Genomic DNA, 24,470 nt, shown 5'->3' on the forward strand with positions numbered 1-24,470 from the left:
GGTATTGTATAAGGGAATCTTGATGCTCAGTATTTGGACCGTAGGAACGGTAGTAGCCCTTTATTTGCTCGCATTATTTGCCATTGCCTTCTGGGGCGATAAACGGCTACGTGATAATCAACAACACCCAATTTTATATAGCTTGGGGTTAGGGGTTCACTGCACCTCCTGGGCGTTCTTTGGCACGACATCGCAAGCCGCTGAATATGGCTGGGCGGTGATACCTACCTATATGGGTATTATTCTTACCATGGCATTCGCCTTTCCTGTGGTATTACACATAAGCCGATTGTGTCAGCAGCACAATATCAGCTCACTAGCTGATTTAATTGGCCTAAAATATCAGCACTCTCACCTTATCGCCGCATTAATCACTATATTGTGCTTTATTGGTGTAATTCCTTACATTGCCTTGCAGCTTGATGCCATCACAAAAAGCATTAATCTCATTACGCCCGATACCCAGCATTCAACCCAAAACGTAAGTTTATATGTAGCGGGGCTAATGGCTATTTTTGCCATTGTATTTGGTACACGTACGCTCAACCTTACTGACAAGCATCCAGGTTTATTGCTTAGTATTGCCTTTGAGTCCGTGGTGAAGCTTGTTGCACTTTGGGTGGTGGGCATATTTGTTTGTTTTTACTTGTTTGATGGCGTGCTTGATTTAGTTACGCAAGCCGCCAGTAGCGACGCTGCGCGCAGTGTCATTTATGCCGATAGGGCACCATGGGTGTATTTATCCCACGTGCTTTTAGGTGTGTGCTCTATGTTTGTATTACCGCGCCAATTTCACATGAACTTCGTTGAGCTAAACGGCGAAGGTGAGCTGCGCACCGCTCGCTGGTTGTTTCCTCTTTATCTTTTGGGTATGACGGTGTTTCTTATTCCCTTGGCATTGGCAGGTAAAGTGTTGCTGCCGCAAAGCGTCAATTCTGATGCGTATGTTTTAGCCCTTCCTCTGTACGCAGAAAATATGTCTGTTTCTATCGTTGCTTTTGTTGGTGGCCTATCGGCTACCACCAGCATGGTGATTGTGGCAACACTTGCCCTTGGCATCATGATAGCCAACAACTTAGTTACTCCGTTGTGGTTGAAACTACGTTTGCGCGCTGAACCTAATCACACTATGCAGCCCAGTAAAATTTTGACTATCCGTCGCCTTACCGTATTAGTAGTGTTGTCGGTAGCCCTTTGGTATCACTTAAATGTTAGCCAATCGGCTCCCCTAGTAAAAAGCGGTATTATTGCCATTGCCTTACTAGGCCAGTGCTTTCCTGTGCTTATGTTCGGCATTTATTGGCAACGAAGTACCAAAGCGGCTGCCGTATGTGCGCTGTTCGCCGGCTTTAGTTTTTGGGTAGTGTACTTGCTGTACCCCAGCATAATGTCGAGCTACTACTTTAATAGCCCACCTTCTGATGCCGAGCTAGGAATAGGGTTCGCTTATTCATTGTTTGCGAACTGCGTCACCTTCATTGTGGTTTCTTATATTACGTTTAAGCGCCCGCTTCATGGCATTGAAAGCGAAACGCTAGCTTCACCAACCTTTGCCATTCGTATTAAAGATTTAACTGCACTAACACAGCGAGTTCTCGACCCAGCAGTTCATGAAGCCCTAGTAAATCAGTTATCAGTTAATATTTCCGATGCTAATTCGGGTTACGCAAACCACACACTTTTGCAGCGCACAGAAAAATTGCTCAGCGCTCAAGTAGGCACCCCAAGTGCGCGCATTTTGCTAGGCGCTATTACTGAAACTAAAAATGATACCTTGCCTGAATTGGTAGATTGGGTAGAAGAAGCGTCGCAATCTTTTCAGTTTAATCATGAAGTACTGCAATCCTCGGTACAAAATATTGAGCAAGGTATTAGCGTATTAGATGAAAAGCTGCAGTTATTAGCGTGGAATGAGCGCTATATTGAAATGTTTAACTACCCACGGTCATTCCTTAAAACCGGTATGTCGATTGAAAGTATTCTTGCTTACAACGCCGAAAGAGGGCTATTCGGCAACGCCACGCTAACCAACGATGAAATTAATAAACGTATTGTTTATATGAAAGAAGGCAGCCGGTACAAATATGTACGAAAACAGCCCGATGGAAAAGTGATTGAGCTAAATGGCTCGCCATTACCTGGGGGTGGATATGTAACGACCTACAGTGACATAACTGAATACATTGCCATTCAAGAAGCCCTTGAGCGCGCCAAATCTGAATTAGAAGGCCGCGTAGTTGCTCGCACTGAAGAGCTGCAGCATGCAAAACTTGAAGCCGACAAGGCAAACGAAAGTAAAACGAAGTTTTTAGCTGCAGCGGGACACGATCTCATGCAACCCTTTAATGCCGCTACCTTATTTGCCGCCATGCTGGCCCAAAAAACCAAAGGCGGTGAACTGGCCACGCTTTCAGAAGGGGTGGTTAGCTCACTTAATAGTGCAGAAAGCCTGCTAACCATGCTACTAGATATGACCAAGTTGGAGTCGGGCAAGTTGGCTCCTCAAACAAGCAGTTTTGCATTAGATGATATGTTAGCGCCACTCGTTCAAGAGTTCAGTGTAATAGCAGCATCTAAAGGCTTAACCTTGCGTTATGTCCCCACCCAACTTGTTATTCATTCCGATAAAAATTTGTTACGCCGTATCGTGCAAAACTTATTATCGAATGCGATACGCTATACCACAGTAGGCAAGGTACTGGTTGGTATAAGGCGCAAGTACTCAAAATCAGGCCACCAGCGCCCATTAAAATCAACCACACCGCTAATTGATATTTGTGTGTACGATACAGGGGCTGGTATTCCCAACCACCAGCAAAGTGAAATCTTTAACGAATTTCACCAATTAGATGAAACACAAAACGCTCAAGGTTTGGGGTTAGGGTTAACCATTGTAGAGCGTATGGGCCGATTACTACACCACCCTATTTCGCTGGTATCCACAGTAAACAAGGGCAGCAAGTTTAGTGTGTCTGTGCCTTGCGTTGAAACTTCCTATAGCAACAGCAACTCAAACATAAAAAGCGCCGACCTTGCACATACAGAAACGGCAGAAACTAGAACTAAAACAACCAATGGCGCAATAGCGCCGAGTGCACAGACACCACGCGCAATGCCAAGTAAGCCATTTTTATCTGGCAGACGAATACTACTGATAGAAAATGATGCACAAATAGCCCAAGCCATGGAAGTATTGCTCTCAGATTGGGGCGCGGTAGTGCTAGTTGCCACAAATATTGCTGAATCGATGCAAGCGTGCCCTAACCCGCCAGATTTGCTTCTTGTTGACTATCATTTAGATGCCAGTGAAACAGGAACGCAAGCGGCCTCTCAATTACAGGAAAAGTGGGGACGCAAGGTACCCGGGGTGCTAATTACGGCAAACAGAAGGGAGGGTATTAGGGACGCTGCTAGTGACTTAGGGCTGTACTACTTACCCAAACCTGTTAAACCTTTAGCCCTTAAGCGCTTGCTCAAAAATGAATTGAAACTTGCTGACTAGCTTAGTGTTCAAATTAGTGGTTGGCAGATGAACAATATAAGTGGTTAAATGTTGTTATCAGGGATAGCTTATTAACCCGTCAATTTGCTCGATAGGTTATTTTGCTTAATGCGTTAGTTCAAATCGACTTGGTTAGATAATCGCTTAGGCCTACTCATGCACAGCCATAGCATGTTTAAACGCAATACCTGCTTTCGTGCGATTAATAACCTTCAACTTTCTCAATACTGCTGAAACGTGCTGCTTTACTGTAGATTCGGAAATATCCAGTTCGTAAGCTATTTGCTTATTTAACAGCCCGTCTGCCACCATCCGAAGTACTTTCAATTGGTGAGGCGTTAACATGGCTAGTTTAACGCTAAAATCGTCAGTTTCGGTCTCAGACGCTTCATCAGTAAGATTCGCTACCGATTCAGGAAGCCACTGCTCGCCATCTAACACACGTTCAACCGCCTCGGCTATACACTCTATAGATGCCGATTTAGGAATAAAACCGCACGCACCTAAAGCAAGCGCCTTGCGAATAAGGTTAGCCTCTTCTAAGGCTGTCACCATGACCACCAATACGTCAGGGAACCGTGCCCGCACTTCAGACAACCCTATCAAACCCTCGTTACCCGGCATTTTCACATCCAAAAATACCAAATCGATATCTGGGTTTGCTTCAAGCTGACTTAGGGTTTCATCCAGTGTAGATGCTTGCAGTATATGAGGCCCTACAATGTCACCAAGGGCTTGGCACATTGCCGCTCGAAATAAGGGGTGATCATCTGCAATAAGTACGCGTATTTTCATCTTATTATCTGCCGCAACGTTGTAACAAAATTGTTAAATCAATAATAACATGATAGTTACAAATGCCCAGTATTAATAGTCACTTTTGATGTGTGTAAATACAGTTGCAAGAAGAAGTTAAAAACAAATAAGAAAGCCGGAACTCACATTCCGGCTTTCTTTGTATCGCTATTTTATATTATTTGTACATTTAACTATTGCATTAACAATTGTGCGACTCACCGCGTTTAAAAACGATACCCTAGCGTAACGTGAACTGTACGTGGGTCACCATAATAGCCAATTAACGTAGTATCCCCGCCTAAGCCTGGCCCAAAGTTACCGTCTTCGTCTCGAGTAACAAAGTCATATCCACCCACCAAGTATTCTTCGTCGGTTAGGTTTTTCACATGAAGGCCTGCATACCAATCGCCTTCTACACTCTCCCAACGCGCACTTAAATTCACCATACCATAGGCATCTTGTTCAATTAGATCGCTGGTTTCAAACAATAAATAATCACCACGATAGTAATAGTTAGCATTAAATGAAATATCACCAAAACCTGTTTCTAGCAGATAATTTGCACCAATATTCAGTGTATTTTCAGGTGTGCTAGCCAAACCAATGAGAGGGGGTATCGCATTGTTTTTCTTAATTTCAAAGTCGATATACCCGTAAGCCACGTCAAATTGTAAGTTATCAGAGGCTACCCATGTCATTTCTACTTCTGCACCTTTTGCAGCCGTTTCTGCCGCGTTGCGTAACCTTTGATCAAGTGCAGTTGGGTCGCTTAAATCACCTTCGATTCCTATGTATTGTCGGTCTGAATGGTCATACGAAAACAAGGTTACATTTAATCGCAATGCATCGTTTACGTCACTTTTCATGCCCACTTCGTAGCTATCAACGACTTCAGGTTCAACCCCTGGCTCGTTTACCGTAGCGCGTGGATTAAAGGTGCCCGATTTAAAGCCTTGCGAATAACTCGCAAAAAATAGGGTATCTCGGCTCATTTGGTATTCCACGCCAACTCGCGGCGTAAAGCGTGACCAGCTTTCTACCGCAGGTCCTTCAAAAACCCCATCACCGTTGCTGTCAGTACCCAGCACTTGAGGCACTAAGTCACCATCAGGACGCACATAGCCATCAATCCAATCGGTATAAGGGTATACGTTGGCGAAGATTAAGCCGTTATTTACCGTTGCCGATTTTTCTTCATCAGTGAAGCGGGCGCCGAGTGAGAGAGAAAGTTTGTCGTTGATGTCGTAATTGAATTGCGCATAAGCAGCCCAGCTTTCTGAGTTGTTACAGCCGCTCACTTCTCGGGTCAAACCCGGTGCGCCTAGCGCCACACCTAACACACCTAATACTGCGTCGAAGTTTCCGCATGACTCACCATCATAAAGATATAAGCCAGATACGAGCGAGTAGCTATTTCCCGTATAATTTAGCTGCAATTCATGGGTGTCATTGCTGTCGTCATACTCGGCAGGCACATCGAAAATTGGCAATGCCGTATTATCAAAATCAATATTTGTAGGAGAATAGCTCTCGCGATGAGAGCCTATGTATTTAAGCTCTAAATTATCGCTTACGTTGTATCGGGCTAGCCAGTTATACCCTTCAAGTTCTACTTTATTCCAAGTAGGTAGGCTGGTGTACGAATCGAACTTTGAATCAGGCACGGGTGCGTCGGTTAGAATACTGGGGATAAGACGATAGCCACCTTTTGCGTTTGAGGTATCTTCGGTTTTATCCCAGCCGAAACGGAAAAACAAATCATCACTAGCGTGTACTTCTAAGGTAAGACGGGCAGCCCATAAATCTTTGTTATAGTTTTCTTTATCTTGGCCGTCTAATGCGCTGACTAAGTATTCGCCAAAGCCGTCGCGGTTTAAATTAGCGTAACCTACACCCAAATACACCGTATCTTCTATTAATGGGATTTGCCCTGTGACCTTGAGATCCCGCTGGCTATAACTACCAAGGGTAGCTTGCACGTTTAATTGGGTTTCCCCTGACATTTCTTTGGTGACATATTTTACAGCCCCACCAATAGTGTTCTTACCATAAAGCGTACCCTGCGGCCCACGTAGTACTTCAATGCGCTGTACATCTAACAAATCGAGCACCGCACCTTGTGGGCGAGCAATGTACACATCATCAACGTAAATACCTACGCCAGGCTCGTATCCCCAAAGCGGGTCTTGTTGACCTAAACCACGAATAAAAGCGGTTAACGTAGAGTTAGTGCCACGGCTGGTTTGCAATGTAGTGTTCGGCGAAAACTGCTGTACTTCAGTAAGTACGCTAATGCCCTTTTCGGCTAATTCAACCGCACCAATTGAGGTGATGGCCACGGGGGTTTCCTGCAATGACTCAACGGTTTTTCGTGCGGTAACTTCAATACGCTCCAGTTTACCTTTATCGTCAGCATCTGCGTCTTGAGCGAACGTAGTGGGTGAAATTAACAGTGCGCTCGCAACAGCAGCTGCACAGATAGAGCGAGGGTAACGCTGCATGTGTGAAGTGAGTGACATAATGTGTCCTTTTTAGTTCTAAATTATCGTTACTGTCGGATGTAATGCCTGCGGTCGAACTTTACTCTAGGTAATTTTGCCCTCGCCGTATGTAGTACCATCGTACTATGGGAATTTAGCGCCACTACCGCCACACTTTAGCCCTAGGACATGACTTCACCAATTGTTTATTGAAGTGAAAAGCCATGACTAAAATCTATATAAACGCAATATAAACATAAACTTAACTGTTCTGGAGAATCTGCGGTCACAGATTTTTAAGGAAAAACAATGATGTTAAGTATGATGGGTCTGGTAGGCGGACTAGTGTTATTAATTGTGTTAACCATTCGGGGAATGAATCTTTTCATTGCAGCCCCCTTGTGTGCACTGGTGGTGGCGTTAACCAACGGTATGTCTGTTTTTATTGGTGAAATAAATTTTGTGGAAACCTACATGAGTGGGTTTTCAGGTTTTATCGCCGCATGGTTTTTTATGTTTTTGCTTGGTGCTTTATTTGGCAAATTCATGGAAGACAGTGGCGCTGCTGATTCAGTCTCTCGTTGGATAATACAACGCATTGGTTACAAACAGGCCGTGTTAGCAGTGGTGCTTGCTTGCGCTATTTTAACTTACGGGGGCGTGAGCGTTTTTGTTGTCGCCTTCTCGGTTTACCCTATGGCGGTAAGCTTATTTAAAGATGCGAACTTGCCTCGCCGTTTTATTCCCGCAGCCATGGCATTTGGTTCAGTCACCTTTACGATGACCTCTGCCGGCTCACCAGAAATCCAAAACTGGATCCCTATTAAGTATTTGGGCACCTCACCTTTTGCTGCATGGGAAGTAAGCTTAGTGGTTGCTATTTTCATGGCAGTGCTTGGTTACTGGTGGCTAGCGAAAATGATCCGCAAAGCGATAGCTAATGGCGAGGAGTTTGAAGCGCGTATTACCGACCCTGAAATACGCGAACGAGATTACCCTCACCCGCTCACCGGTATTATTCCATTGCTAGTAGTGCTGTGTATTTCCTTCTTTTTACACGAAGCACTAGCGCAACTTGCGCTTATTGTAGCCTTAGGGGGAGGCGTACTTACTTTGCTTATTATAAACCGCGCCCACTTTCACAATTTACAAGCGGCGATAAACACCGGCACCACAGGGGCACTGGTCGCTATTGGCAATACTGCGGCAGTCGTAGGGTTTGGCGCTATAGCTAAAAACACCGAGGCATTTCAGCAAACGGTAGCTTTAATGACGCAAATCCCTGGTAACGAGTTAATTGGCGCAGCAATAGCGATTAGCGTAATAGCAGGCTTAACCGGCTCGGCTTCAGGAGGCCAAGCTATCGCACTGCCACTACTTGCACCGCATTATCTTGACCAAGGCGTACAGCCAGAACAATTACATCGTATTGTTTCTATCTCTTCAGGTGCGCTAGATTCACTGCCTCATAACGGGTATGTTGTCACCACAATTCGCGCCATATGTCATGAAACCCATAAGGCAGCCTATGGTGCCGTTGCAGCATTGACGGTAGTCGTACCGGTTATAGGCCTCGCCCTTGCCATTGGCCTATTCAGCGTGTTTTAGACAAGGATTTCCATGAAACTAAAAATAGCTTTTTTATATTGTGCTTTGCTGGCTTTTTCATTAGTTACTACAACAGCGCGCAGTGCTAATGTGGCTAATGTGGCTAATGTGGCTAATGTGGCTAATTCAGCTTCAGATCTCACCGCGAAGTCTGTCAACACCGCCAATACTGCTGATGCAAATGCTCCAGAAAACAATAAGCCAACGCTTATTACGAAGAAAGAAGCGTTCTCAATAGAAAGCTTCACCACATTTGGTGGCAAAACCATTAATAACGTAAGAGTGGGTTGGGAAGCCTACGGGCAATTAAATGCAGACAAAAGCAACGTTATTCTTGTTACACACCACTTTTCGGGCACATCGCATGCCGCTGGTGTATATGAAAGCTCTCAGGGTATTGCAAGCCCTAATATAGGCTACTGGGATGCGTTAATTGGCCCTGGCAAAGCCATCGATACCGATATCTATTATGTTATAAGTGTAGACAGTTTAGTGAATTTAAACGCCTACGATGAGCACGTTATTACTACCGGCCCTGCTACTATCAACCCAGAAACCAATAAACCGTGGGGGCTAGATTTCCCCGTGGTGACAATCCGTGACTTCGTGAATGTGCAAAAGGCGTTACTTGAAAGCTTAGGCATACAGAGACTGCATGCTGTGGTTGGCCCTTCTATGGGGTCGATGCAGGCTATCGACTGGGCTAGTGCTTACCCCGACTGGGTGCCAAGAATGATATCGGTTATTGGCACGGGTGAAAGCGATGCGTGGACAACCGCTGCCCTTTCGCACTGGGCAACGCCTATTCGATTAGATGCTAACTGGAAACAAGGTAGTTACGCTCGACATAACCAACCCACTGAAGGGTTAGTGGCTTCTTTGATGTTGATCACCCAAGATGCCTTGTACCCTACGTACTTTAACCAGCAAGGTAAAACGCTAGGCTATCAAGCGGTGGAGCAAGCGCCATTAGAGAACATTAATGCTCAGCACTCTATTGTGAAATGGTTAGAAAGCCGTGCTCGTCAGCGCGCTAAAAAAATGGATGCAAATCATCTTCTTTATTTAGTTCGCGCCTGCCAATTATTTGTAGCAGGCCATGGGAATAACTTAGAAGAAGGACTTAAGCACATTCAAGCCAAAACCTTGTTCTTGCCGGCATCCACCGACTTGTTACTCATGCCTTATTTAGCCGAATCGGCAGACTATCAACTCAACCACTTGGGAAAAAACAGCGAACTGGAAACACTGAATGGCCCCTTCGGACACCTTGAAGGCATAGTGAATGTAAAAGCCGAAGGCGAGCGGATTGCCGCGTTTCTTTCCAGCGCTTTATAAAGACTAAAAAGAACCGTTTAAATAAGTGCAATGCTTAGCGGCAAACTAAGCATTTAACTGTAGGAACCTGATATGAAAACAACTTATAAAATATTGGCCAGCTTTTGTGCGTTATACAGTGGCGTAGCGTTATCTAACGCTGCTAATTCAGGCAATGGACTACCCCCGCTAAGTCTTGATGTAGAGCAAGTTACGGTATCTGGCCTTTCTTCTGGCGGATATATGGCGACGCAATTTCATATTGCACACAGTGATTGGGTAAAAGGCGCAGGCATCATTGCTGCGGGGCCTTATTATTGTGCGCAAAATGATATCACCACTGCATTAAACCAGTGCGTGAATAAGGTAGATACACCAATTAATCTAGATGCACTTTCAAGCGTTGCCATAGATTATGCAAACGAAGGCAGTATTGCGCCTTTAGCGGGCCTTAAAGATGCCAAAGTATGGTTATTTCACGGCACAAACGACGTGCGTGTAACGGCGCAAGCCAGCGATTTACTGTACCGCCAATACCAAAGTTGGACAGACACTCAAAATATTGTATACGTGAATGACCAAAGCGCAGCACACCACTTCCCTACCTTGAATGAAGGCAGTAATTGCAGCGTTTCAGAAAGCCCTTTTATTGGTAACTGTAATTACGACACTGCGGGTAATATGTTGAACCACCTGTTGCCCTACTTAACCGCACCCGATGATTCGGTTTCAGGCAAGGTTTACACTATTTCTCAGCAAAAACTTGCGGGCAGCGATGGCGAAACCTTGGCGGAAAAAGGGTTTGTTTTTGTACCCGAAAACTGTGCATCAGGTGAATCGTGCAGCTTACATATTAGTTTTCATGGCTGTAATCAATATGCCGAAGTAGTTGGCAATAGCTATGTAACCAAAACAGGTATCAACCGATGGGCCGATGATAACAATATCGTTGTGTTGTACCCGCAAACTAAAAAATCGTTATTTATGCCATTAAACCCCCAAGGTTGCTGGGATTGGTGGGGATACACTTCAGATGATTATGCAAATCGAAAAGGCGCTCAAATTTCTGCTGTGGCCAATATGATTAAAGGCATTAACACAGGCACTATCAATAAAGCAACGACCAATACAGGAGCTGTAAATAATGACTAAGCGAACCGTATTTATAACTGGTGGCGCAAGCGGTATTGGCTTTGGTATAGCACAAGCAATGTCGAAAGCGGGACATCATGTGATTATTGCCGATATTAACGAACAAGCAGCACAAAGCGCTGCGAACGATATTCTGAAAGAAGGTGGCAGTGCCAGCGCTATTGAAGTTGATGTTTGCAATGCACAGCAAGTAGCCGCTTTACCTGACTTGCTCAAAGGACAAAAAGTAGATGTGTTAATTAACAATGCCGGTATTCAGCACGTCTCGCGCATTGAAGACTTCCCGCCTGAAAAATGGCAGCAACTAATTAATATTATGCTGGTTGGCCCCGCGCTTTTGACCCAAGCGTTTTTACCTAACATGCGCGAGCAAAACTTTGGGCGAATTATCAACGTCGGTTCAATTCACTCACTGGTGGCATCCCCTTATAAATCAGCTTATGTGGCAGCGAAACATGGCCTGCTGGGGTTTGCTAAAACTATCGCTCTTGAAACCGGCGACTGTGATGTAACCATCAACACCCTATGCCCTGCTTATGTAAAAACACCGTTGGTCGAAAAGCAGATTGCCTCTCAGGCTAAAGAAAACAACCTTACAGAAGAAGAAGTGATCAACAAAATAATGCTTGAGCCCATGCCTAAAAAGCAGTTTATTCGCGTAGATGAGTTGTCCGACACAGCGGCATTTTTAATGTCGGATAGTGCACGCAATATTACCGGCCAAACCATGGTACTGGATGGCGGCTGGACAGCCCGATAAACGTTACGCTAAGCCTTTCCATTCGTAAAATATCTGTGCTAATGTCCTGACATCAGTAAGGAAAACACATTAGCACCACATGCCCTATCAAACCGTTGCTTTAATTGGCAAACCTCAACACGCTGCTACGCACGACAGCTTAAATCTATTGGCTCAATACCTCACCGCAAAAGGCTGTGAATTATTGGTTGAAGAGAGCATCTCAAAAGAATTAGAAAGTGATAACCATCGCGCATGCAACTTAGTGACTATTGGTAAAGAAGCCGACCTTGCCGTAGTAGTAGGCGGTGATGGCAGTATGCTAGGTGCAGCAAGGGTATTGGCACGCTTTGATATCCATGTAGTAGGCGTAAACCGAGGCAACTTGGGTTTTTTAACCGATATCCACCCTGATGAAATTGTTCAGCAACTTGATCTTATTTTTGAAGGTGAATGCGTAGTTGAAAAACGCTTTTTATTAGATGTGGGTGTGTATCGTCATGAGAAACTAAAAAGTAGCAATTCCGCAGTGAACGAAGTGGTGCTTCACCACGGAAAAGTGGCGCACATGATGGAATTTGAAATTTATATAGATGACCAATTTGTATTCAGCCAACGCTCCGATGGACTAATTGTTGCTACGCCTACCGGTTCTACCGCCTACTCATTATCGGCAGGTGGCCCTATCATCATGCCTAAGCTCGATGCGTTAACCTTAGTGCCTATGTTTCCGCATACATTAAGCAGCAGACCGATTGTGGTAGACGCCGATAGCCAAGTGTCGATGAAAGTATCGAAGGTAAACAGCGACTCACTGCAAATAAGTTGTGACAGCCACATTGTACTCCCTGTACTTCCAGGCGATGAAATACGCATTAACAAAAGTGAAGATAAACTTTATTTAGTGCATCCAAAGGGTTACAGCTACTTTAATGTGCTTCGTAAAAAGTTAGGCTGGGGTAGCAAGCTTTATTAAGTAAAGCGGAAGAAATAAATTAATTTTAGCCCGCCTCTTTACATGCGCAAAATACTGTATATATTTACACATACTGTATAAACATCGAGTATAGTTATGTTAGCGCATCTTTCTATTAGTAACTTTGCAGTGGTTAAGCAACTGTCAGTTAATCTTGAAAAAGGGCTTACTGCCATCACTGGGGAAACCGGTGCCGGTAAGTCTATTGCCATTGACGCTTTAAGCTTGTGCTTAGGCGAGCGAGCTGATGCCAACGCCGTAAGAAGCACCGCGTCTAAAGCAGAAATTATTGCTCATTTTGCATTGGCCACAAATGCGAATGCAAAGCGTTATCTCGATGAGCATGAACTCACCTCAGACGAGGATGAAAACAGCTGTTTTATCCGCAGAGTTATATCGAAAGAAGGCCGCTCAAAAGCTTTTATTAACGGTATTCCCGCTTCACTTCAGCAATTGAAAGGCTTAGGCCAACACTTGCTTGCTATACATGGTCAGAATACTCACCTTCAACTTTTGAAAGAAGATTATCAACGCCAGCTTGTTGATACTGTGGGCAACCACAAAGACAGCCTTTCAAATGTAAAACAACACTTTGCCCTATGGCGTGAAAAGCAAAAAATGCTTAGCGAGCTACAAGCGCAAGCTCAGCAGCGTGAAGACAGATTGCAATTGCTTACTTATCAAGTTAGAGAGCTAGACGAATTTGCCTTAGAAGACGGTGAGTTTTTAGAACTCGAAACTGAACATAAGCGTTTAAGCAATGGGCAAAGTTTGCTAGAGCAAGCACAAACTAGTTTTTATCACTTGTACGAAAGTGACGAAGGCAATGCACTGTCTATATTACAAAATAGCATAGACCGTTTGGGCGAACTTGAATCTCACGATGCCAGTTTAAGCCCTATTCTTGTGTTGTTAAATGAAGCGGCCATTCAGGTTGAAGAAGCGGCCGGGGAATTGCGCCATTATTGCGATGACCTAGAAATAGACCCTCTTCGTTTACAGCAGGTAGAAGCTCGGTACGCAAAAGCGATGGAATTAGCACGCAAGCACAGCGTTATGCCCGAAGATTTATTTGCGCATCACCAAACCCTAGCGACTGAGTTTGCTTCGCTAGGCGATCAAGAGTCTTTGTTAACCACACTAGAAGATGAAGTCGATGTACTTAAAGCCCAATATCTAAGTGAAACGAAAGTATTGTCTGAATGTAGATTAAAAGCGGCAAATTATTTGGCTAGTGAAATTGAAACCCAAATTCATCAAATGAACATGCCTCACGCTAAGGTAGCCATTGAAGTTAATTACGATGAGTTTAAAAAGCCATCAGCTTTAGGCCAAGACTCGGTAGAAATTAAAGTTTCTACTAACCCCGGCCAAGCAGCTGACAAACTAGATAAAGTTGTATCTGGTGGTGAACTTTCAAGAATTGGCTTAGCCATTCAAGTTATTGCCAGCGATAACCATGCCACGCCTACTATGATTTTTGATGAAGTAGATACGGGCATTAGCGGGCCTACCGCGTCGATTGTGGGTGGGTTGCTTCGCCGTTTAGGCAAACAGGTACAAGTCATGTGCGTTACCCATTTACCTCAGGTTGCTGCGCAAGCGCATAACCAACTCTTTGTTACTAAGCTTACCGACGGTGAAAGTACTGAAACACAAATGTTGGCGTTAACGAAACAAGATAGAGTGGATGAATTAGCACGCTTGTTAGCTGGCGACAAAGTAACCAAGTCGGCCCTTGCTAACGCAAAAGAGTTATTGAAAAGCGCGCAATCGAACTAAAATGCAGTTGATTGGTCATACTTGTCGATGTAGCATGCCTTCGTGCTTACATTAACGCACCCCACCCGCTTGTATGCTGTTGGGTAACGAAGAAAAAGCAATACTGGACTGATTTACGCATGAAGTTGCAACATTTATTAATAATTTTAGGTTTTACCCTTACATCAAGCGCTTGTTCTAATTGGATTTATCGTATTGATGTGCCTCAAGGTAACTTTCTCGATCAAAGAGACGTTTCTAAACTACGCATCGGCATGACTAAAGAACAGGTTATCTACGTACTTGGTAACCCAGTAGTACAAGATTCTTTCGATGATGATACCTGGTACTACGTTTACGATATGAAACGCGGCATGAAAAAACGCGGTGAAGATTTCCAAAAGCAAATGGTTATTACATTTGAAGACGGCAAAGTAACGTCAGTAGAAGGTGACTTTGAGCTGTCTGAAGAATTCAATACGCCGCTAGACAGTTAAATAGCAACCGTAAGTACTAACACATATATGGCGAAGGAGCGTTTGTTTATTAACAGATTGCTCCTTGCTTGTTAGAGGTTTACACAAGTTGCTTTAAACAAGTTTATCCCCTCGATTTATCTGTAGCCCTCACACGTTAAGGAATATATTGATGGAACATGATTTTTGGCACAGCAAGTGGCATAAAAATGAAATTGGCTTCCATGAACCTGAGGGCAATGCACTTTTAGTTAAGTATGCTGATACCTTATTAGCTTCTACCTCACCGCGAGTATTCGTACCCTTGTGCGGTAAAACTAAGGATATTCATTGGTTGCTTGCTAACGGCTGCGAAGTAGTAGGTGCGGAATTAAGTGAAATTGCGATCACGCAGCTATTTGCCGAGTTGGACATTGAGCCAGAGATCACGACCTTAGGTAGTCTTAAACTATTTAAAAATGGACCACTAAGTATTTTTGTTGGTGATATTTTTGAGCTAACCAACGAAACACTGGGTGGCATAACCGGTATTTACGATAGAGCCGCATTAGTTGCGTTGCCTACCGAGCTTCGCGAGAAATATGCAGCGCATATTTGTGATATCACCGAATGCGCCCCCATCCTTTTGATAAGCTTCAATTATGACCAAAGCGTTATTCCTGGCCCTCCATTTTGCGTTGACGAAACAGAGGTAGCTCGGCTATACAACGCTAGTTATTCTATTACTCTGCTTGAACGTGAACCACTGGAAGGTGGCCTTAAGGGTAAAGTAGCGGCAGACTCACTAGTCTTCAATCTGAAGCATAAATAGTAAGTTTAAAGCGCAGTAGCACAGGCTTTAGAACGCGCTCCCTCTTCAGTAATTGCCTAAAACATCGCATAACCCAACATTCTCTATTGCGACGTAAGTGCGATAACTTGCTCTAAACCAAATAACAATGCGCCAATTAAGCCTCCCACCAAGGTGCCGTTAATTCGTACCTTTTGAAGATCGCGCCCAATATTTAGCTCAATTTGCTCAGCCATCTCATTTTCATCCCAGCTATTTATGGTATCTTCAATATGCTTGGTTAAAAAGTCTGCCAACTCTGGTGCCATGTACTTTCCAGCTTCACCAATATGCCGGTCGAATGCGCTCGATAAGCGCTCATCGGTGGTTAAAGAACGGCCTAATTCATTTAGCCAATGTGTCACTTTCGTTTCTGCTTTACCGCTTTCAGTACTCAAAGATTCAAGCATCCGGCCATGTAACGCTACCCAGCTTTTATTTAAAAAAGCTTTAAGGGCGGGATCATGAACCAGTTGCTCTTTATAATTGTTGATACGTTGAGCCATCGAGTCACTGGTTTGCACTTCATGTAAAAAGTCATTTACCTGCTCGTCAAACGCATGCCTCAAAGGGTGATTATCATCGGCGTACACGTCATCAAGTACGCGAGAAACCGCTTTTACCGCAATAAGTGCTCCCCGCTCACTCAACCAAGTTGAAGGAAGTAGTTTTTCTAATCGGTTATGCTCTGTTTTAAGCCAATCTATGAGTGTGGCAGCAATATATTCTTGCGTTTCAGGCTCACCCATCAATTTAGCAACGTTTCCGAGCAGCTTATCTAATACAAGCTGATGATGCCGCTCTCGGGTAATACTGCTCAACACAGTGGCTATAAGCTGTTGTAAGTCGAGTTGATTAATTCCTTTTTCAGCTGTTTTACCGATAAAGGCTTTAACTGGCTTGTCATCCACTAAACGAAGAATGCCGGCAAGTGCATCACATAAAAATCGGCTTAATTTTTTCGCATGTTGAGGGTCTTCTAACCATCGCCCTGCCCCTTTGGCAGGTTGACTAGATGCAATTAAGCTTTCAATGGCACTAGCATGAAAGAATTTTTCTTTAACAAATAGTGACAAGTTTTGCGCTATCACTCTTTTATTGCTCGCGACAATATTGGTATGAGGAATGGGATACCGAGCAGGTATCGGTTTAAAAAGCGCTGTTACCGCAAACCAGTCGGCGAGCCCTCCGACTAATGCAGCTTCACTAGCCATTTTTATCAGCCCCAACCATTTAGCACTAGCCAAGCTGGGAACATACACCTGTGTGACAATGGCAATCACGAAAACACCCGCGGCTATCAATAAGCAAATTAATGCATTTTGCTTCGCTCGCTTTAACTGCGAATGTTTGTCGTGCATAAATTACATCCTTTTACCAAGTTCATCTAATATTTGCTCACCATCTTCTTTAAAATAAGGGCCTGATGGCCATGAAGGTAGCAAGTCGAGTACTTTTTCACTAGGCCGACAAAGCCCTACGCCTTTTTCTGTGCAAACTATAGGCCTATTTACCAAAACTGGGTGTACCAACATAGCATCAAGCAAAGCATCGTCTGATACAGACTCATCCAGTAACCCTAACTCTTCTGCCGGTGACTTTGTTGTCCTGAGTGCTTGCCTAGGGGTTAAGTTCGCAGCTGCAAATAAACCAAGTAACTGAGAACGGGTCCAACCTTCGTTCAAATAATCTACAACAATTGGCGAGTACCCAGCATCTTCAATAATTTTAAGCACGTTACGAGATGTGCCGCAGGCGGGGTTGTGGTGAATAACAATCATAATTTAGACCTTGTAGGAAAAGTGACTTACTGAATTAAGATAATAACAGCTTAACACATATGATATTTCATATTTATTATCATTTGAGTGTGTGTCCAACTCAATTGCTGCTCATTTAAGTGTGTGTCCTACATATTCTGTCCTACATATCCGAGTGTGTGTCCAATTCTCATAGTTTTTGATTAGTTACCAAATCTACCTTTATTAACAACCTTTTAAGGCGCTTGGCTGTTCATATAGAAATAACTTGAATGCCGAACAATTGGTGTATTTCGCTATTATCTAGTGAAGTCATAAAAAACTATGATTGAGAAATGACACAGAAACCATTAAAACATTGATAATTATACTATTTTTATCTTGGCATGCTCTGTGATAGATAAGCGTACATTAATGAGTAATTTAGAACGTTAAACAACACTGAGAAGGCTTCACGATGAAAAAAACACTTATTGCCAGCACTTTATGCTTTGCAGCGACAACAATGCTTTCGGGCTGCGTAATTCATGTTGGTAATGCCAGTGCCCAAGAGGGAGAGGATATAAGTAGCGTGTTTGGTAGTGTAGATGTAGCAGAACATCGCTCGGTAGGCGATCTTTCTTCGGTCAATGGCAATGTATCGATTGAAGATTATGCACAAGCGGAAGATATTAGCGTTGTGAACGGCGGTGTAGAGATAGGTTCTCATGTACGCATTGACGACATCAACATCGTGAATGGCGACCTTGATGCGGGATCGAATCTGCATGTAACTAACAGTATTGAAACCGTTAACGGTGATATAAACATTGAAAAGCAAAGTACAATTCAAGGCAGCGTAGAAACGGTTAATGGTGATATTAAAATTGTAGACAGCGTAGTTGAGAACAATATTGAAAGTATGAATGGAGACATCACCCTTAAAGGCGATACCTTAGTTAAGGGCGACATTATATATAAGATGCGTGATGAAGGCTGGCTGGAAAGAAATAGCACAAAACCTAAGCTCACCATCGACGATGATGTTTCTATCGGCGGCTCAATAATTCTTGAACGCCCTGTAAATATGGATATTGCTAACGCCGCTCTACAAGAAAAAGTGATTGTCAGTTATTCATCTAGCAAGTAAGGTCTTGGTATTATTCCAAATGTAGATTGGCATGAACGAAAAACAGAAAATGTTATCCGGTGAACTCTACTACCCTAGCGATCGTGAGTTAACCGGATTACGCAAGGCCTGCAGGATAAAATTGGACGAGCTTAATGCTACCTGTCAAACAGAACACAAAGCCCGCACTCGTCAATTAAAGGCGCTTTTTGGCACTACGGGCAAACGCCTATACATAGAGTCGTCTTTCAAGTGTGACTATGGCGAAAACATCCATGTGGGTGAAAACTTTTACGCTAATTTTAATTGCGTCATATTGGATGCCGCTAAAGTCACTATTGGTGACAATTGTATGATTGCACCGCAAGTAGGTATTTACACTGCCACACACCCTATCGATCCAACATCTAGACAAACCGGTATCGAGTTCGCAAAGCCAATTACTCTCGGTCACAATTGTTGGATTGGCGGTATGGCGGTAATAAATCCAGGTGTTACCTTAGGCAATAATGTGGTGGTAGCTTCAGGGGCCGTTGTCACCAAAAGCTTTGGTGACAACGTTGTTATTGGCGGTAATCCGGCGAAAATCATCAAGCATACTGTGGTTACAAATGACGATGGGCTCAGTTGAAGCCCTTCATTATTGTAGTTAGTAAACACAATAGCCGCCCCTGATATAAGGTATTTATTACCCTACCAATGATACAGATCCACATTGGGTAATATGAATAGCTCTTTATCCGGCGAACCAGCGTGGATGGCAGTAGCCTCTTCTTCTATTATGAATAAATCGCCTATCACTTTGCGTTGATAAAGATGGACTCCCTTTATTGCGTCATAGATTTCGTCGGCGTAACCAAATTTATTGTTTTGGTATGATAGTGGATGACGGAGTAGCTTATCGCTAACCCAGAATTCCGTTTTTATTCCTGACTCTCTTACCAGCAATACCTGATTAGTTTGATAACCCAAGATTTCTTTTTGAGGTCCTAAAACCTCAAGTTTTTTAATCGCTAGACCTTCAAAGCCCTCAGGTTCTGCCACATTATTTACGCCAAATTTCATGATACCGCTTTTAAATAATGTGTATTCCTCGTTAGTGTCAGCAAAGTACCATGTTTTATCCGCGACGTTGGCATTGTAATTTATTTCCAACTTATCCCCGAACTCATTGAAGCAGTAGGACTTATTAACGCCCAAATTTTCGGTATTGTTTTCTATTAAAAATGCGATTTTGCTTTGAGCTTCTTCATCAAGTGCATTCACGCCGCTATAAGTTATTTTGTAATCAATACAACCGACAAATGAGTCGGTGGCTACGTGAGAAGAAGAAACAATTGATGGCGTTTGCTCTGTATTTACTAGGGACTGATGTTTGAAATAGGTTTCTTGAGCTAATACAGAATGGTTTGCGAGTAGTAGAAAAATCATCCATGATAATTTATATAAAGTCATTGTGTTTCCTCGTGCTTTATTACAAGCCAAGGTATCAAACTATTGGTAGTGAGTCTTAGTAAATTTTCACTTTACTTTCTGAAGAAGATAGCTTCTTACAGATGCCGGCTTTTTACGCTTTTTTAACGTCAACGCCCATAAAAAATTAAAAACAACGACTTCCCTCTATCTTTTGAAGTAAGGGAAATCGTTTTATCGCGCTTTTTAATTACTCTTAAAATTTAGGTTTGGCTTATTCCACCTAACCATTAATCCCACTTAGGCGCAAAGTCTGGATTAACAATACGCTCTCCGTTATCTAGTTCATCGATGCGGGTAATATCATCATCTGTGAGTGAGATATCGGTGTAAGAGAAGTTTTGCGCCAAGTGCTCTTTGCTGGTTGAAGAAGGAATGGTGTTAATCCCTTTTTTATCTAACCATGCCAATACCACCTGAGCAGGACTGGAGTCATGCGCATCGGCTATAGCGTTTAATGTGTCATCCTTCATTACATCACCGACGGCAAATGGCATATAAGCCGTTACGCCGATACCGCGCTCTTTACAGGCTTGTACAACTTGACGGTTCTGCATAAACGGGTGCAGCTCTATTTGGTTGGTGTAAATCTCTCCCTTACCTAAAATTTTCTCAGCCTGTTTAATCTGATCTATCGTGAAGTTAGACACCCCTATATGGCGCGTAAGACCAAGCTCTTTAGCTTGTTTCAAGCGCATCAAGTAATCTTCTAAAGAAATGTCATTACCTGGGTAAGGCCAGTGAATAAGCAGTAAATCAACATACTCAACTTTTAGCTTCGACAAGCTCTCGTGAACACTAGGAATAAACTTATCTTCACTTAAAGACTCGTACCACACCTTGGTGGTAATGAATAAATCGGAGCGTGTAATGCCGCTGGTTTTAATCGCATCGCCAACGAGCTCCTCATTTTTGTATATTTGTGCGGTATCTACATGCCTGAAACCTACATCTAGTGCATCGGTTACGGCATTGAGTGCAGTATCACCTTCCAAGCGGAATGTTCCCATTCCTAACTGAGGCATATCTTTCATATCAGTCTCCTTTTGTGTGCACGTTTATCAAATCATTGATGTGTTGTTCCTACGCACTCAAACCTTGAGGAGATCGAATTCACTGCAAAAAGTTAATCTATATTTTTGGACCGTTTGTATCTTCACAAAAATTCGCCCATCTGCATCGAAAATGACAAAATAAGTGGAAAATGACGCCACTTAATCGTATCCTGCTCAGCATTAAATATATGCCTTGTAGTCCTCATGCTTAACCGTTTTATTTTGCTGATACTTTTATTATTTCCTATCAGCAACTTAGCTATATCCTCTGAAATTAAGCACCTACGAGTTGGTGTTGAAGCTATGAATTATTACCCCGTAATGGACTTTACCACACCGCAACATCGCGGATTATTAAGCGATATCATGACGGACTTTGGCAATAGCCATAATATCTCGTTTGAATTCATTCCCCTTCCCTTACAACGTTTCAATCACTGGTTTGAAGACAATGCCATTGATTTTCGCTTACCTGATAACCCTAGATGGACCCAAAGTGGTACCCCAGGCCTGATTTACGGTGAAGCGCTAATAACCGTATGTGATACCTCGGTTGTGCTAACTGAAAACAGTGACATGCCAATGGATGAGGTTACTAAACTTGGATTGTTATACGGCTTTACCCCTGCCGAAAAATGGCAAGAAAAGCGTTCAGACGGCACGCTGACTATCGCCAATGAGCGTTCGGTTCGTATTCTTACTCGCATGCTTTTGAAAGGGTTAGTGGATGCTATTGATTTAAATATTGCGACGATTAAAAGTGAATTGGTATCGCAGGGCCTGTCTGAAGAATTAGTAGCAGTAGCAAAAAATGTCCCTGCTGACGGCGTAAAGTATCGTATCTCTACTCAGTCACAGCCAGAAGTACTCGCTAAACTTAATCGCTATGTTATTGAAAACCGCGAATCAATAGATGCTAAAGCGCAAAAGTATGGTATTGCTGCCGGGACTAATTGCGACTCATTGCATTAAAGTAATGTCTGTTGAGCGCAAGTTCGATTGCTAAGACAGGTGTATACAAAATAATTCTGCAAAAAAAAACGGGCAATGCCCGTTTTTTTCGAATCTGCTATTTCACACTATTATTAACGCTTAGGCGTTCTTGCTACCCGCTTTTTAACACCGCCATTCTCTTTACGTACCTTGTGTTTTTTCACAGAGCGACGCATACGGCTTAAACGTGCATGATCTAACTTGCCTTGGCGTACATCCACCATGGTTTGCGTTTCTTCAGGTAGTTGCACAATGTCCCGTAGTGAGTTTACGTCTTCTAAACCCAGCTCTACCCAAGCTCCCTGAGGTAAACGCTTTTGTAAGTCCATTGGACCGTATTTAACACGGATTAATCGGCTTACCTGTACACCTTGTGATTCCCACAAACGACGTACTTCTCGGTTGCGCCCTTCTTTAAGCGTAACGTTGAACCAACGGTTCATGCTCTCTTCTTCTGAGCCTGGAGGAGCGACTTTACCAGAGATACTTAAAAACTTAGCTTCGCCATCTTCAAGTTGAACACCTTTTTTCAAGGTATTTAACGTTTGATGCGTTACATCACCAAATACACGAACAGCATATTCGCGCTCTACTTCACACTTAGGGTGCATCAAACGGTTTGCAAGCTCACCATCGTTGGTAAACAACAATAGGCCGCTTGTGTTCATATCTAAACGCCCTACCGCAATCCAGCGGCCCATGCGAATAGCAGGTAAACGGTCAAACACCGTATCACGCCCTTCAGGATCGTGGCGGCTACATAATTCGCCCTCAGGCTTGTTATACATTAAAACGCGGCATACAGGCTGTTCAGTTTGACGAGACAACAAATGTCCATCAACCCGAATCTGCCCTGTTTCGTCAACACGGTCGCCCAATGTTGCCAATGTACCATTAACAGAAACGCGGCCTTGTTCTATCCAACGTTCCATTTCTCGTCGCGAGCCTAGCCCTTGGTTAGCTAGTACTTTTTGCAACTTTTCAGTCATTTGTATCACTCTTTATTTGCTTGTTTTCGGTCGCACGGTCTGTTACCTCAGACGGTGCCTCATTTAACACCTTAAGCGACGAGGTGGAATCAATACTTTTAGCCATTTCATCAAAGGCATCGGAATTGGGAAGCTCCGATAACGATGAAAGCGAAAAGTAATCTAAAAAAGTATTCGTGGTCGCATATAAAGCTGGCCTGCCTGGCACTTCTTTATGCCCCACTACTTTTACCCATTCTCGTTCTGTGAGTGTCTTCATTATACTACTGCTTACCGCTACACCTCTTACTTGCTCAATTTCTCCACGAGTAATAGGTTGACGATAGGCAATAAGTGCCAAAGTTTCCAACATAGCGCGGGAATACTTTGGGGCAGTCTCCTGCCATAGTTTGCTCAACCATGGACTCAACGCATCCACAGATTGAAATCGGTAACCACTGGCTACCTTCACTAATTGTATACCCCTAGGTTGATAATCTAAGGTTAGCTCATTAATGACTGTTTTTAAGGTTCTCTCTGCTACCGTGAAGTCACTTAGCACCGTGTCTCTCAACTGCTGAATAGACACTGGAGCATCGGCAACGAATATGGCGGCTTCAACCAGTTGTTTTAATTGAGCTGTTTTTATTTTTTTCATTTTTACTCAACGCTACTGCCTAATTTTACATGAATTCGGGCGTAAGGACCCGCCTGAATACAAAAAATCAGTTGTTCTTTTACCAATTCTAGAATAGCTAGGAAGCATACCACCACACCAGCGCGCCCCTCTTCCACCGTAAATAACCCCTCAAGTGGTGTAAATTCACTGGCATTTATCAAATTGAGTATCATCGACATACGCTCACGCGTACTTAGGGCTTCACGGGCAATAGTATGGTGTTCAAATGCCGCCGCCCGTTTCATTGCCCCACTAAACGCAAGTACAATTTCCGCTAGGCTTATCTCTGGTTCAATTCGTACCGGCGCAACACTGTCGGCTGCTAACACATTGGTATCAAATATGTCTCGTTCTAAACGAGGCTGAATATCCAAATCTTCAGCGGCTTGTTTAACGAGTTCATATTCTTTCAGCCGCCTAATAAGTTCAGCGCGAGGGTCTTCTTCCTCATCACTATCGCTGCTACGTTTAGGTAGCAATAACCGTGATTTTATCTCGGCTAAAATAGCGGCCATCAACAGGTATTCTGCGGCTAGTTCTAGCTTTAACGACATCATGGCATCGACATATTCCATGTATTGCTTAGTGATTGTCGCCACCGGCAAGGTAATAATATCGAATTTTTGTTTTCGTATAAGGTACAGCAGAAGGTCGAGCGGCCCTTCAAACGTTTCTAAAATAACTTCTAGCGCATCAGGCGGAATAAATAAGTCTTCAGGCTTTTCTATTAACGCCTCACCATGAATAAATGCGAGCGGAAGCGGCTGCTGAATGGGCGATTGCTCACTGCTCATCG

The 24,470-nt window shown here is 43.5% G+C and carries 21 protein-coding genes; 12 read left to right on the forward strand and 9 right to left on the reverse strand.

Annotation, left to right across the window (positions count from 1 at the left end):
• Positions 1 to 22: 22 nt before the first annotated feature.
• The gene (locus C7Y69_RS19720) at positions 23 to 3,502 is read left to right on the forward strand and encodes a sodium:solute symporter family transporter (RefSeq protein WP_126873921.1); all 3,480 of its coding nucleotides are present in this window, start codon (positions 23 to 25) and stop codon (positions 3,500 to 3,502) included.
• A gap of 150 nt (positions 3,503 to 3,652) precedes the next feature.
• Here C7Y69_RS19720 and C7Y69_RS19725 read toward each other — a convergent pair whose 3' ends face one another.
• A complete protein-coding gene (locus C7Y69_RS19725; protein ID WP_126873922.1) occupies positions 3,653 to 4,297 on the reverse strand; it encodes a response regulator in 645 nt (214 codons plus the stop codon).
• A 227-nt stretch (positions 4,298 to 4,524) separates the two neighbouring features.
• Positions 4,525 to 6,819 (reverse strand): TonB-dependent receptor, encoded by a 2,295-nt coding sequence (locus C7Y69_RS19730; RefSeq protein ID WP_126873923.1) that lies wholly within the window; start codon positions 6,817 to 6,819, stop codon positions 4,525 to 4,527.
• A 273-nt stretch (positions 6,820 to 7,092) separates the two neighbouring features.
• Between C7Y69_RS19730 and C7Y69_RS19735 the strand changes: the two genes are divergently transcribed.
• The 8 genes from C7Y69_RS19735 (at position 7,093) to tmpT (ending at position 15,620) form a co-directional block, all read left to right on the forward strand.
• Positions 7,093 to 8,388 carry a GntP family permease gene (locus C7Y69_RS19735; RefSeq protein WP_126873990.1) on the forward strand — a complete coding sequence of 432 codons (1,296 nt, stop codon included), beginning with the start codon at positions 7,093 to 7,095 and terminating at the stop codon, positions 8,386 to 8,388.
• A gap of 12 nt (positions 8,389 to 8,400) precedes the next feature.
• A complete protein-coding gene (locus tag C7Y69_RS19740; RefSeq protein WP_126873924.1) occupies positions 8,401 to 9,726 on the forward strand; it encodes a homoserine O-acetyltransferase in 1,326 nt (441 codons plus the stop codon).
• A 72-nt stretch (positions 9,727 to 9,798) separates the two neighbouring features.
• A complete protein-coding gene (locus tag C7Y69_RS19745) occupies positions 9,799 to 10,857 on the forward strand; it encodes a PHB depolymerase family esterase (protein WP_126873925.1) in 1,059 nt (352 codons plus the stop codon).
• A complete protein-coding gene (locus C7Y69_RS19750) occupies positions 10,850 to 11,617 on the forward strand; it encodes a 3-hydroxybutyrate dehydrogenase (protein ID WP_126873926.1) in 768 nt (255 codons plus the stop codon). The genes C7Y69_RS19745 and C7Y69_RS19750 overlap by 8 nt, the downstream gene beginning before the upstream one ends.
• Positions 11,618 to 11,696: 79 nt before the next feature.
• Positions 11,697 to 12,572, forward strand: coding sequence for an NAD(+) kinase (gene nadK / locus C7Y69_RS19755; protein ID WP_013784764.1), 876 nt, complete (start codon positions 11,697 to 11,699; stop codon positions 12,570 to 12,572).
• A gap of 96 nt (positions 12,573 to 12,668) precedes the next feature.
• Positions 12,669 to 14,354 (forward strand): DNA repair protein RecN, encoded by a 1,686-nt coding sequence (gene recN, locus C7Y69_RS19760; protein ID WP_013784766.1) that lies wholly within the window; start codon positions 12,669 to 12,671, stop codon positions 14,352 to 14,354.
• A gap of 119 nt (positions 14,355 to 14,473) precedes the next feature.
• Positions 14,474 to 14,830, forward strand: coding sequence for an outer membrane protein assembly factor BamE (locus C7Y69_RS19765; protein WP_013784767.1), 357 nt, complete (start codon positions 14,474 to 14,476; stop codon positions 14,828 to 14,830).
• Positions 14,831 to 14,981: 151 nt separating this feature from the next.
• Positions 14,982 to 15,620: a thiopurine S-methyltransferase gene (tmpT, locus tag C7Y69_RS19770; protein WP_126873927.1), complete on the forward strand. Its 639-nt coding sequence runs from the start codon at positions 14,982 to 14,984 to the stop codon at positions 15,618 to 15,620.
• 83 nt (positions 15,621 to 15,703) lie between these two features.
• Here tmpT and C7Y69_RS19775 read toward each other — a convergent pair whose 3' ends face one another.
• Both C7Y69_RS19775 and arsC read right to left on the reverse strand, forming a co-directional pair.
• Complete coding sequence (locus tag C7Y69_RS19775) at positions 15,704 to 16,999, reverse strand: DUF445 domain-containing protein (protein WP_013784769.1); 1,296 nt, start codon at positions 16,997 to 16,999, stop codon at positions 15,704 to 15,706.
• Between the two features lie 3 nt (positions 17,000 to 17,002).
• Complete coding sequence (gene arsC / locus C7Y69_RS19780) at positions 17,003 to 17,419, reverse strand: arsenate reductase (glutaredoxin) (RefSeq protein WP_013784770.1); 417 nt, start codon at positions 17,417 to 17,419, stop codon at positions 17,003 to 17,005.
• Positions 17,420 to 17,855: 436 nt separating this feature from the next.
• On the opposite strand from arsC, the gene C7Y69_RS19785 reads away from it, so the two are divergent.
• Positions 17,856 to 18,527 (forward strand): hypothetical protein, encoded by a 672-nt coding sequence (locus tag C7Y69_RS19785; RefSeq protein WP_126873928.1) that lies wholly within the window; start codon positions 17,856 to 17,858, stop codon positions 18,525 to 18,527.
• A gap of 31 nt (positions 18,528 to 18,558) precedes the next feature.
• Positions 18,559 to 19,137 carry a sugar O-acetyltransferase gene (locus C7Y69_RS19790; RefSeq protein WP_126873929.1) on the forward strand — a complete coding sequence of 193 codons (579 nt, stop codon included), beginning with the start codon at positions 18,559 to 18,561 and terminating at the stop codon, positions 19,135 to 19,137.
• 62 nt (positions 19,138 to 19,199) lie between these two features.
• Here C7Y69_RS19790 and C7Y69_RS19795 read toward each other — a convergent pair whose 3' ends face one another.
• The gene (locus tag C7Y69_RS19795; RefSeq protein WP_013784773.1) at positions 19,200 to 19,961 is read right to left on the reverse strand and encodes a hypothetical protein; all 762 of its coding nucleotides are present in this window, start codon (positions 19,959 to 19,961) and stop codon (positions 19,200 to 19,202) included.
• A gap of 248 nt (positions 19,962 to 20,209) precedes the next feature.
• A complete protein-coding gene (gene dkgB, locus C7Y69_RS19800; protein WP_126873930.1) occupies positions 20,210 to 21,013 on the reverse strand; it encodes a 2,5-didehydrogluconate reductase DkgB in 804 nt (267 codons plus the stop codon).
• Positions 21,014 to 21,337: 324 nt separating this feature from the next.
• On the opposite strand from dkgB, the gene C7Y69_RS19805 reads away from it, so the two are divergent.
• Positions 21,338 to 22,006, forward strand: a complete 669-nt coding sequence (locus tag C7Y69_RS19805; RefSeq protein WP_126873931.1) for a hypothetical protein — start codon at positions 21,338 to 21,340, stop codon at positions 22,004 to 22,006.
• Positions 22,007 to 22,119: 113 nt separating this feature from the next.
• Here the strand turns inward: C7Y69_RS19805 and rluB are convergent, their stop codons facing one another.
• The 3 genes from rluB to C7Y69_RS19820 are packed head-to-tail and all read right to left on the reverse strand — an operon-like array spanning position 22,120 to position 24,468.
• Positions 22,120 to 23,016 (reverse strand): 23S rRNA pseudouridine(2605) synthase RluB, encoded by an 897-nt coding sequence (rluB, locus tag C7Y69_RS19810; RefSeq protein WP_013784776.1) that lies wholly within the window; start codon positions 23,014 to 23,016, stop codon positions 22,120 to 22,122.
• Positions 23,009 to 23,653, reverse strand: coding sequence for an SMC-Scp complex subunit ScpB (gene scpB, locus C7Y69_RS19815; protein ID WP_126873932.1), 645 nt, complete (start codon positions 23,651 to 23,653; stop codon positions 23,009 to 23,011). Before scpB ends, rluB begins: the two co-directional genes overlap by 8 nt.
• A gap of 2 nt (positions 23,654 to 23,655) precedes the next feature.
• Positions 23,656 to 24,468: a segregation and condensation protein A gene (locus tag C7Y69_RS19820; protein ID WP_126873933.1), complete on the reverse strand. Its 813-nt coding sequence runs from the start codon at positions 24,466 to 24,468 to the stop codon at positions 23,656 to 23,658.
• Positions 24,469 to 24,470 lie beyond the last annotated feature (2 nt).

Origin of the sequence: Alteromonas sp. KS69, assembly GCF_003989595.1 — a bacterium.
Classification (GTDB): domain Bacteria; phylum Pseudomonadota; class Gammaproteobacteria; order Enterobacterales; family Alteromonadaceae; genus Alteromonas; species Alteromonas naphthalenivorans.

Excerpts from the sequence above, each read along its gene's own strand:
- C7Y69_RS19725 (WP_126873922.1), bottom strand. The coding sequence starts at position 4,297 with ATGAAAATACGCGTACTTATTGCAGATGATCACCCCTTATTTCGAGCG.
- C7Y69_RS19805 (WP_126873931.1), top strand. The coding sequence starts at position 21,338 with ATGAATTATTACCCCGTAATGGACTTTACCACACCGCAACATCGCGGA.
- C7Y69_RS19740 (WP_126873924.1), top strand. The coding sequence starts at position 8,401 with ATGAAACTAAAAATAGCTTTTTTATATTGTGCTTTGCTGGCTTTTTCA.
- nadK (WP_013784764.1), top strand. The coding sequence starts at position 11,697 with ATGCCCTATCAAACCGTTGCTTTAATTGGCAAACCTCAACACGCTGCT.
- arsC (WP_013784770.1), bottom strand. The coding sequence starts at position 17,419 with ATGATTGTTATTCACCACAACCCCGCCTGCGGCACATCTCGTAACGTG.
- C7Y69_RS19790 (WP_126873929.1), top strand. The coding sequence starts at position 18,559 with ATGAACGAAAAACAGAAAATGTTATCCGGTGAACTCTACTACCCTAGC.
- C7Y69_RS19795 (WP_013784773.1), bottom strand. The coding sequence starts at position 19,961 with ATGACTTTATATAAATTATCATGGATGATTTTTCTACTACTCGCAAAC.
- C7Y69_RS19750 (WP_126873926.1), top strand. The coding sequence starts at position 10,850 with ATGACTAAGCGAACCGTATTTATAACTGGTGGCGCAAGCGGTATTGGC.
- rluB (WP_013784776.1), bottom strand. The coding sequence starts at position 23,016 with ATGACTGAAAAGTTGCAAAAAGTACTAGCTAACCAAGGGCTAGGCTCG.
- dkgB (WP_126873930.1), bottom strand. The coding sequence starts at position 21,013 with ATGAAAGATATGCCTCAGTTAGGAATGGGAACATTCCGCTTGGAAGGT.
- C7Y69_RS19720 (WP_126873921.1), top strand. The coding sequence starts at position 23 with ATGCTCAGTATTTGGACCGTAGGAACGGTAGTAGCCCTTTATTTGCTC.
- C7Y69_RS19765 (WP_013784767.1), top strand. The coding sequence starts at position 14,474 with ATGAAGTTGCAACATTTATTAATAATTTTAGGTTTTACCCTTACATCA.
- C7Y69_RS19775 (WP_013784769.1), bottom strand. The coding sequence starts at position 16,999 with ATGCACGACAAACATTCGCAGTTAAAGCGAGCGAAGCAAAATGCATTA.
- recN (WP_013784766.1), top strand. The coding sequence starts at position 12,669 with ATGTTAGCGCATCTTTCTATTAGTAACTTTGCAGTGGTTAAGCAACTG.
- C7Y69_RS19745 (WP_126873925.1), top strand. The coding sequence starts at position 9,799 with ATGAAAACAACTTATAAAATATTGGCCAGCTTTTGTGCGTTATACAGT.
- C7Y69_RS19735 (WP_126873990.1), top strand. The coding sequence starts at position 7,093 with ATGTTAAGTATGATGGGTCTGGTAGGCGGACTAGTGTTATTAATTGTG.
- scpB (WP_126873932.1), bottom strand. The coding sequence starts at position 23,653 with ATGAAAAAAATAAAAACAGCTCAATTAAAACAACTGGTTGAAGCCGCC.
- tmpT (WP_126873927.1), top strand. The coding sequence starts at position 14,982 with ATGGAACATGATTTTTGGCACAGCAAGTGGCATAAAAATGAAATTGGC.
- C7Y69_RS19730 (WP_126873923.1), bottom strand. The coding sequence starts at position 6,819 with ATGTCACTCACTTCACACATGCAGCGTTACCCTCGCTCTATCTGTGCA.
- C7Y69_RS19785 (WP_126873928.1), top strand. The coding sequence starts at position 17,856 with ATGAAAAAAACACTTATTGCCAGCACTTTATGCTTTGCAGCGACAACA.
- C7Y69_RS19820 (WP_126873933.1), bottom strand. The coding sequence starts at position 24,468 with ATGAGCAGTGAGCAATCGCCCATTCAGCAGCCGCTTCCGCTCGCATTT.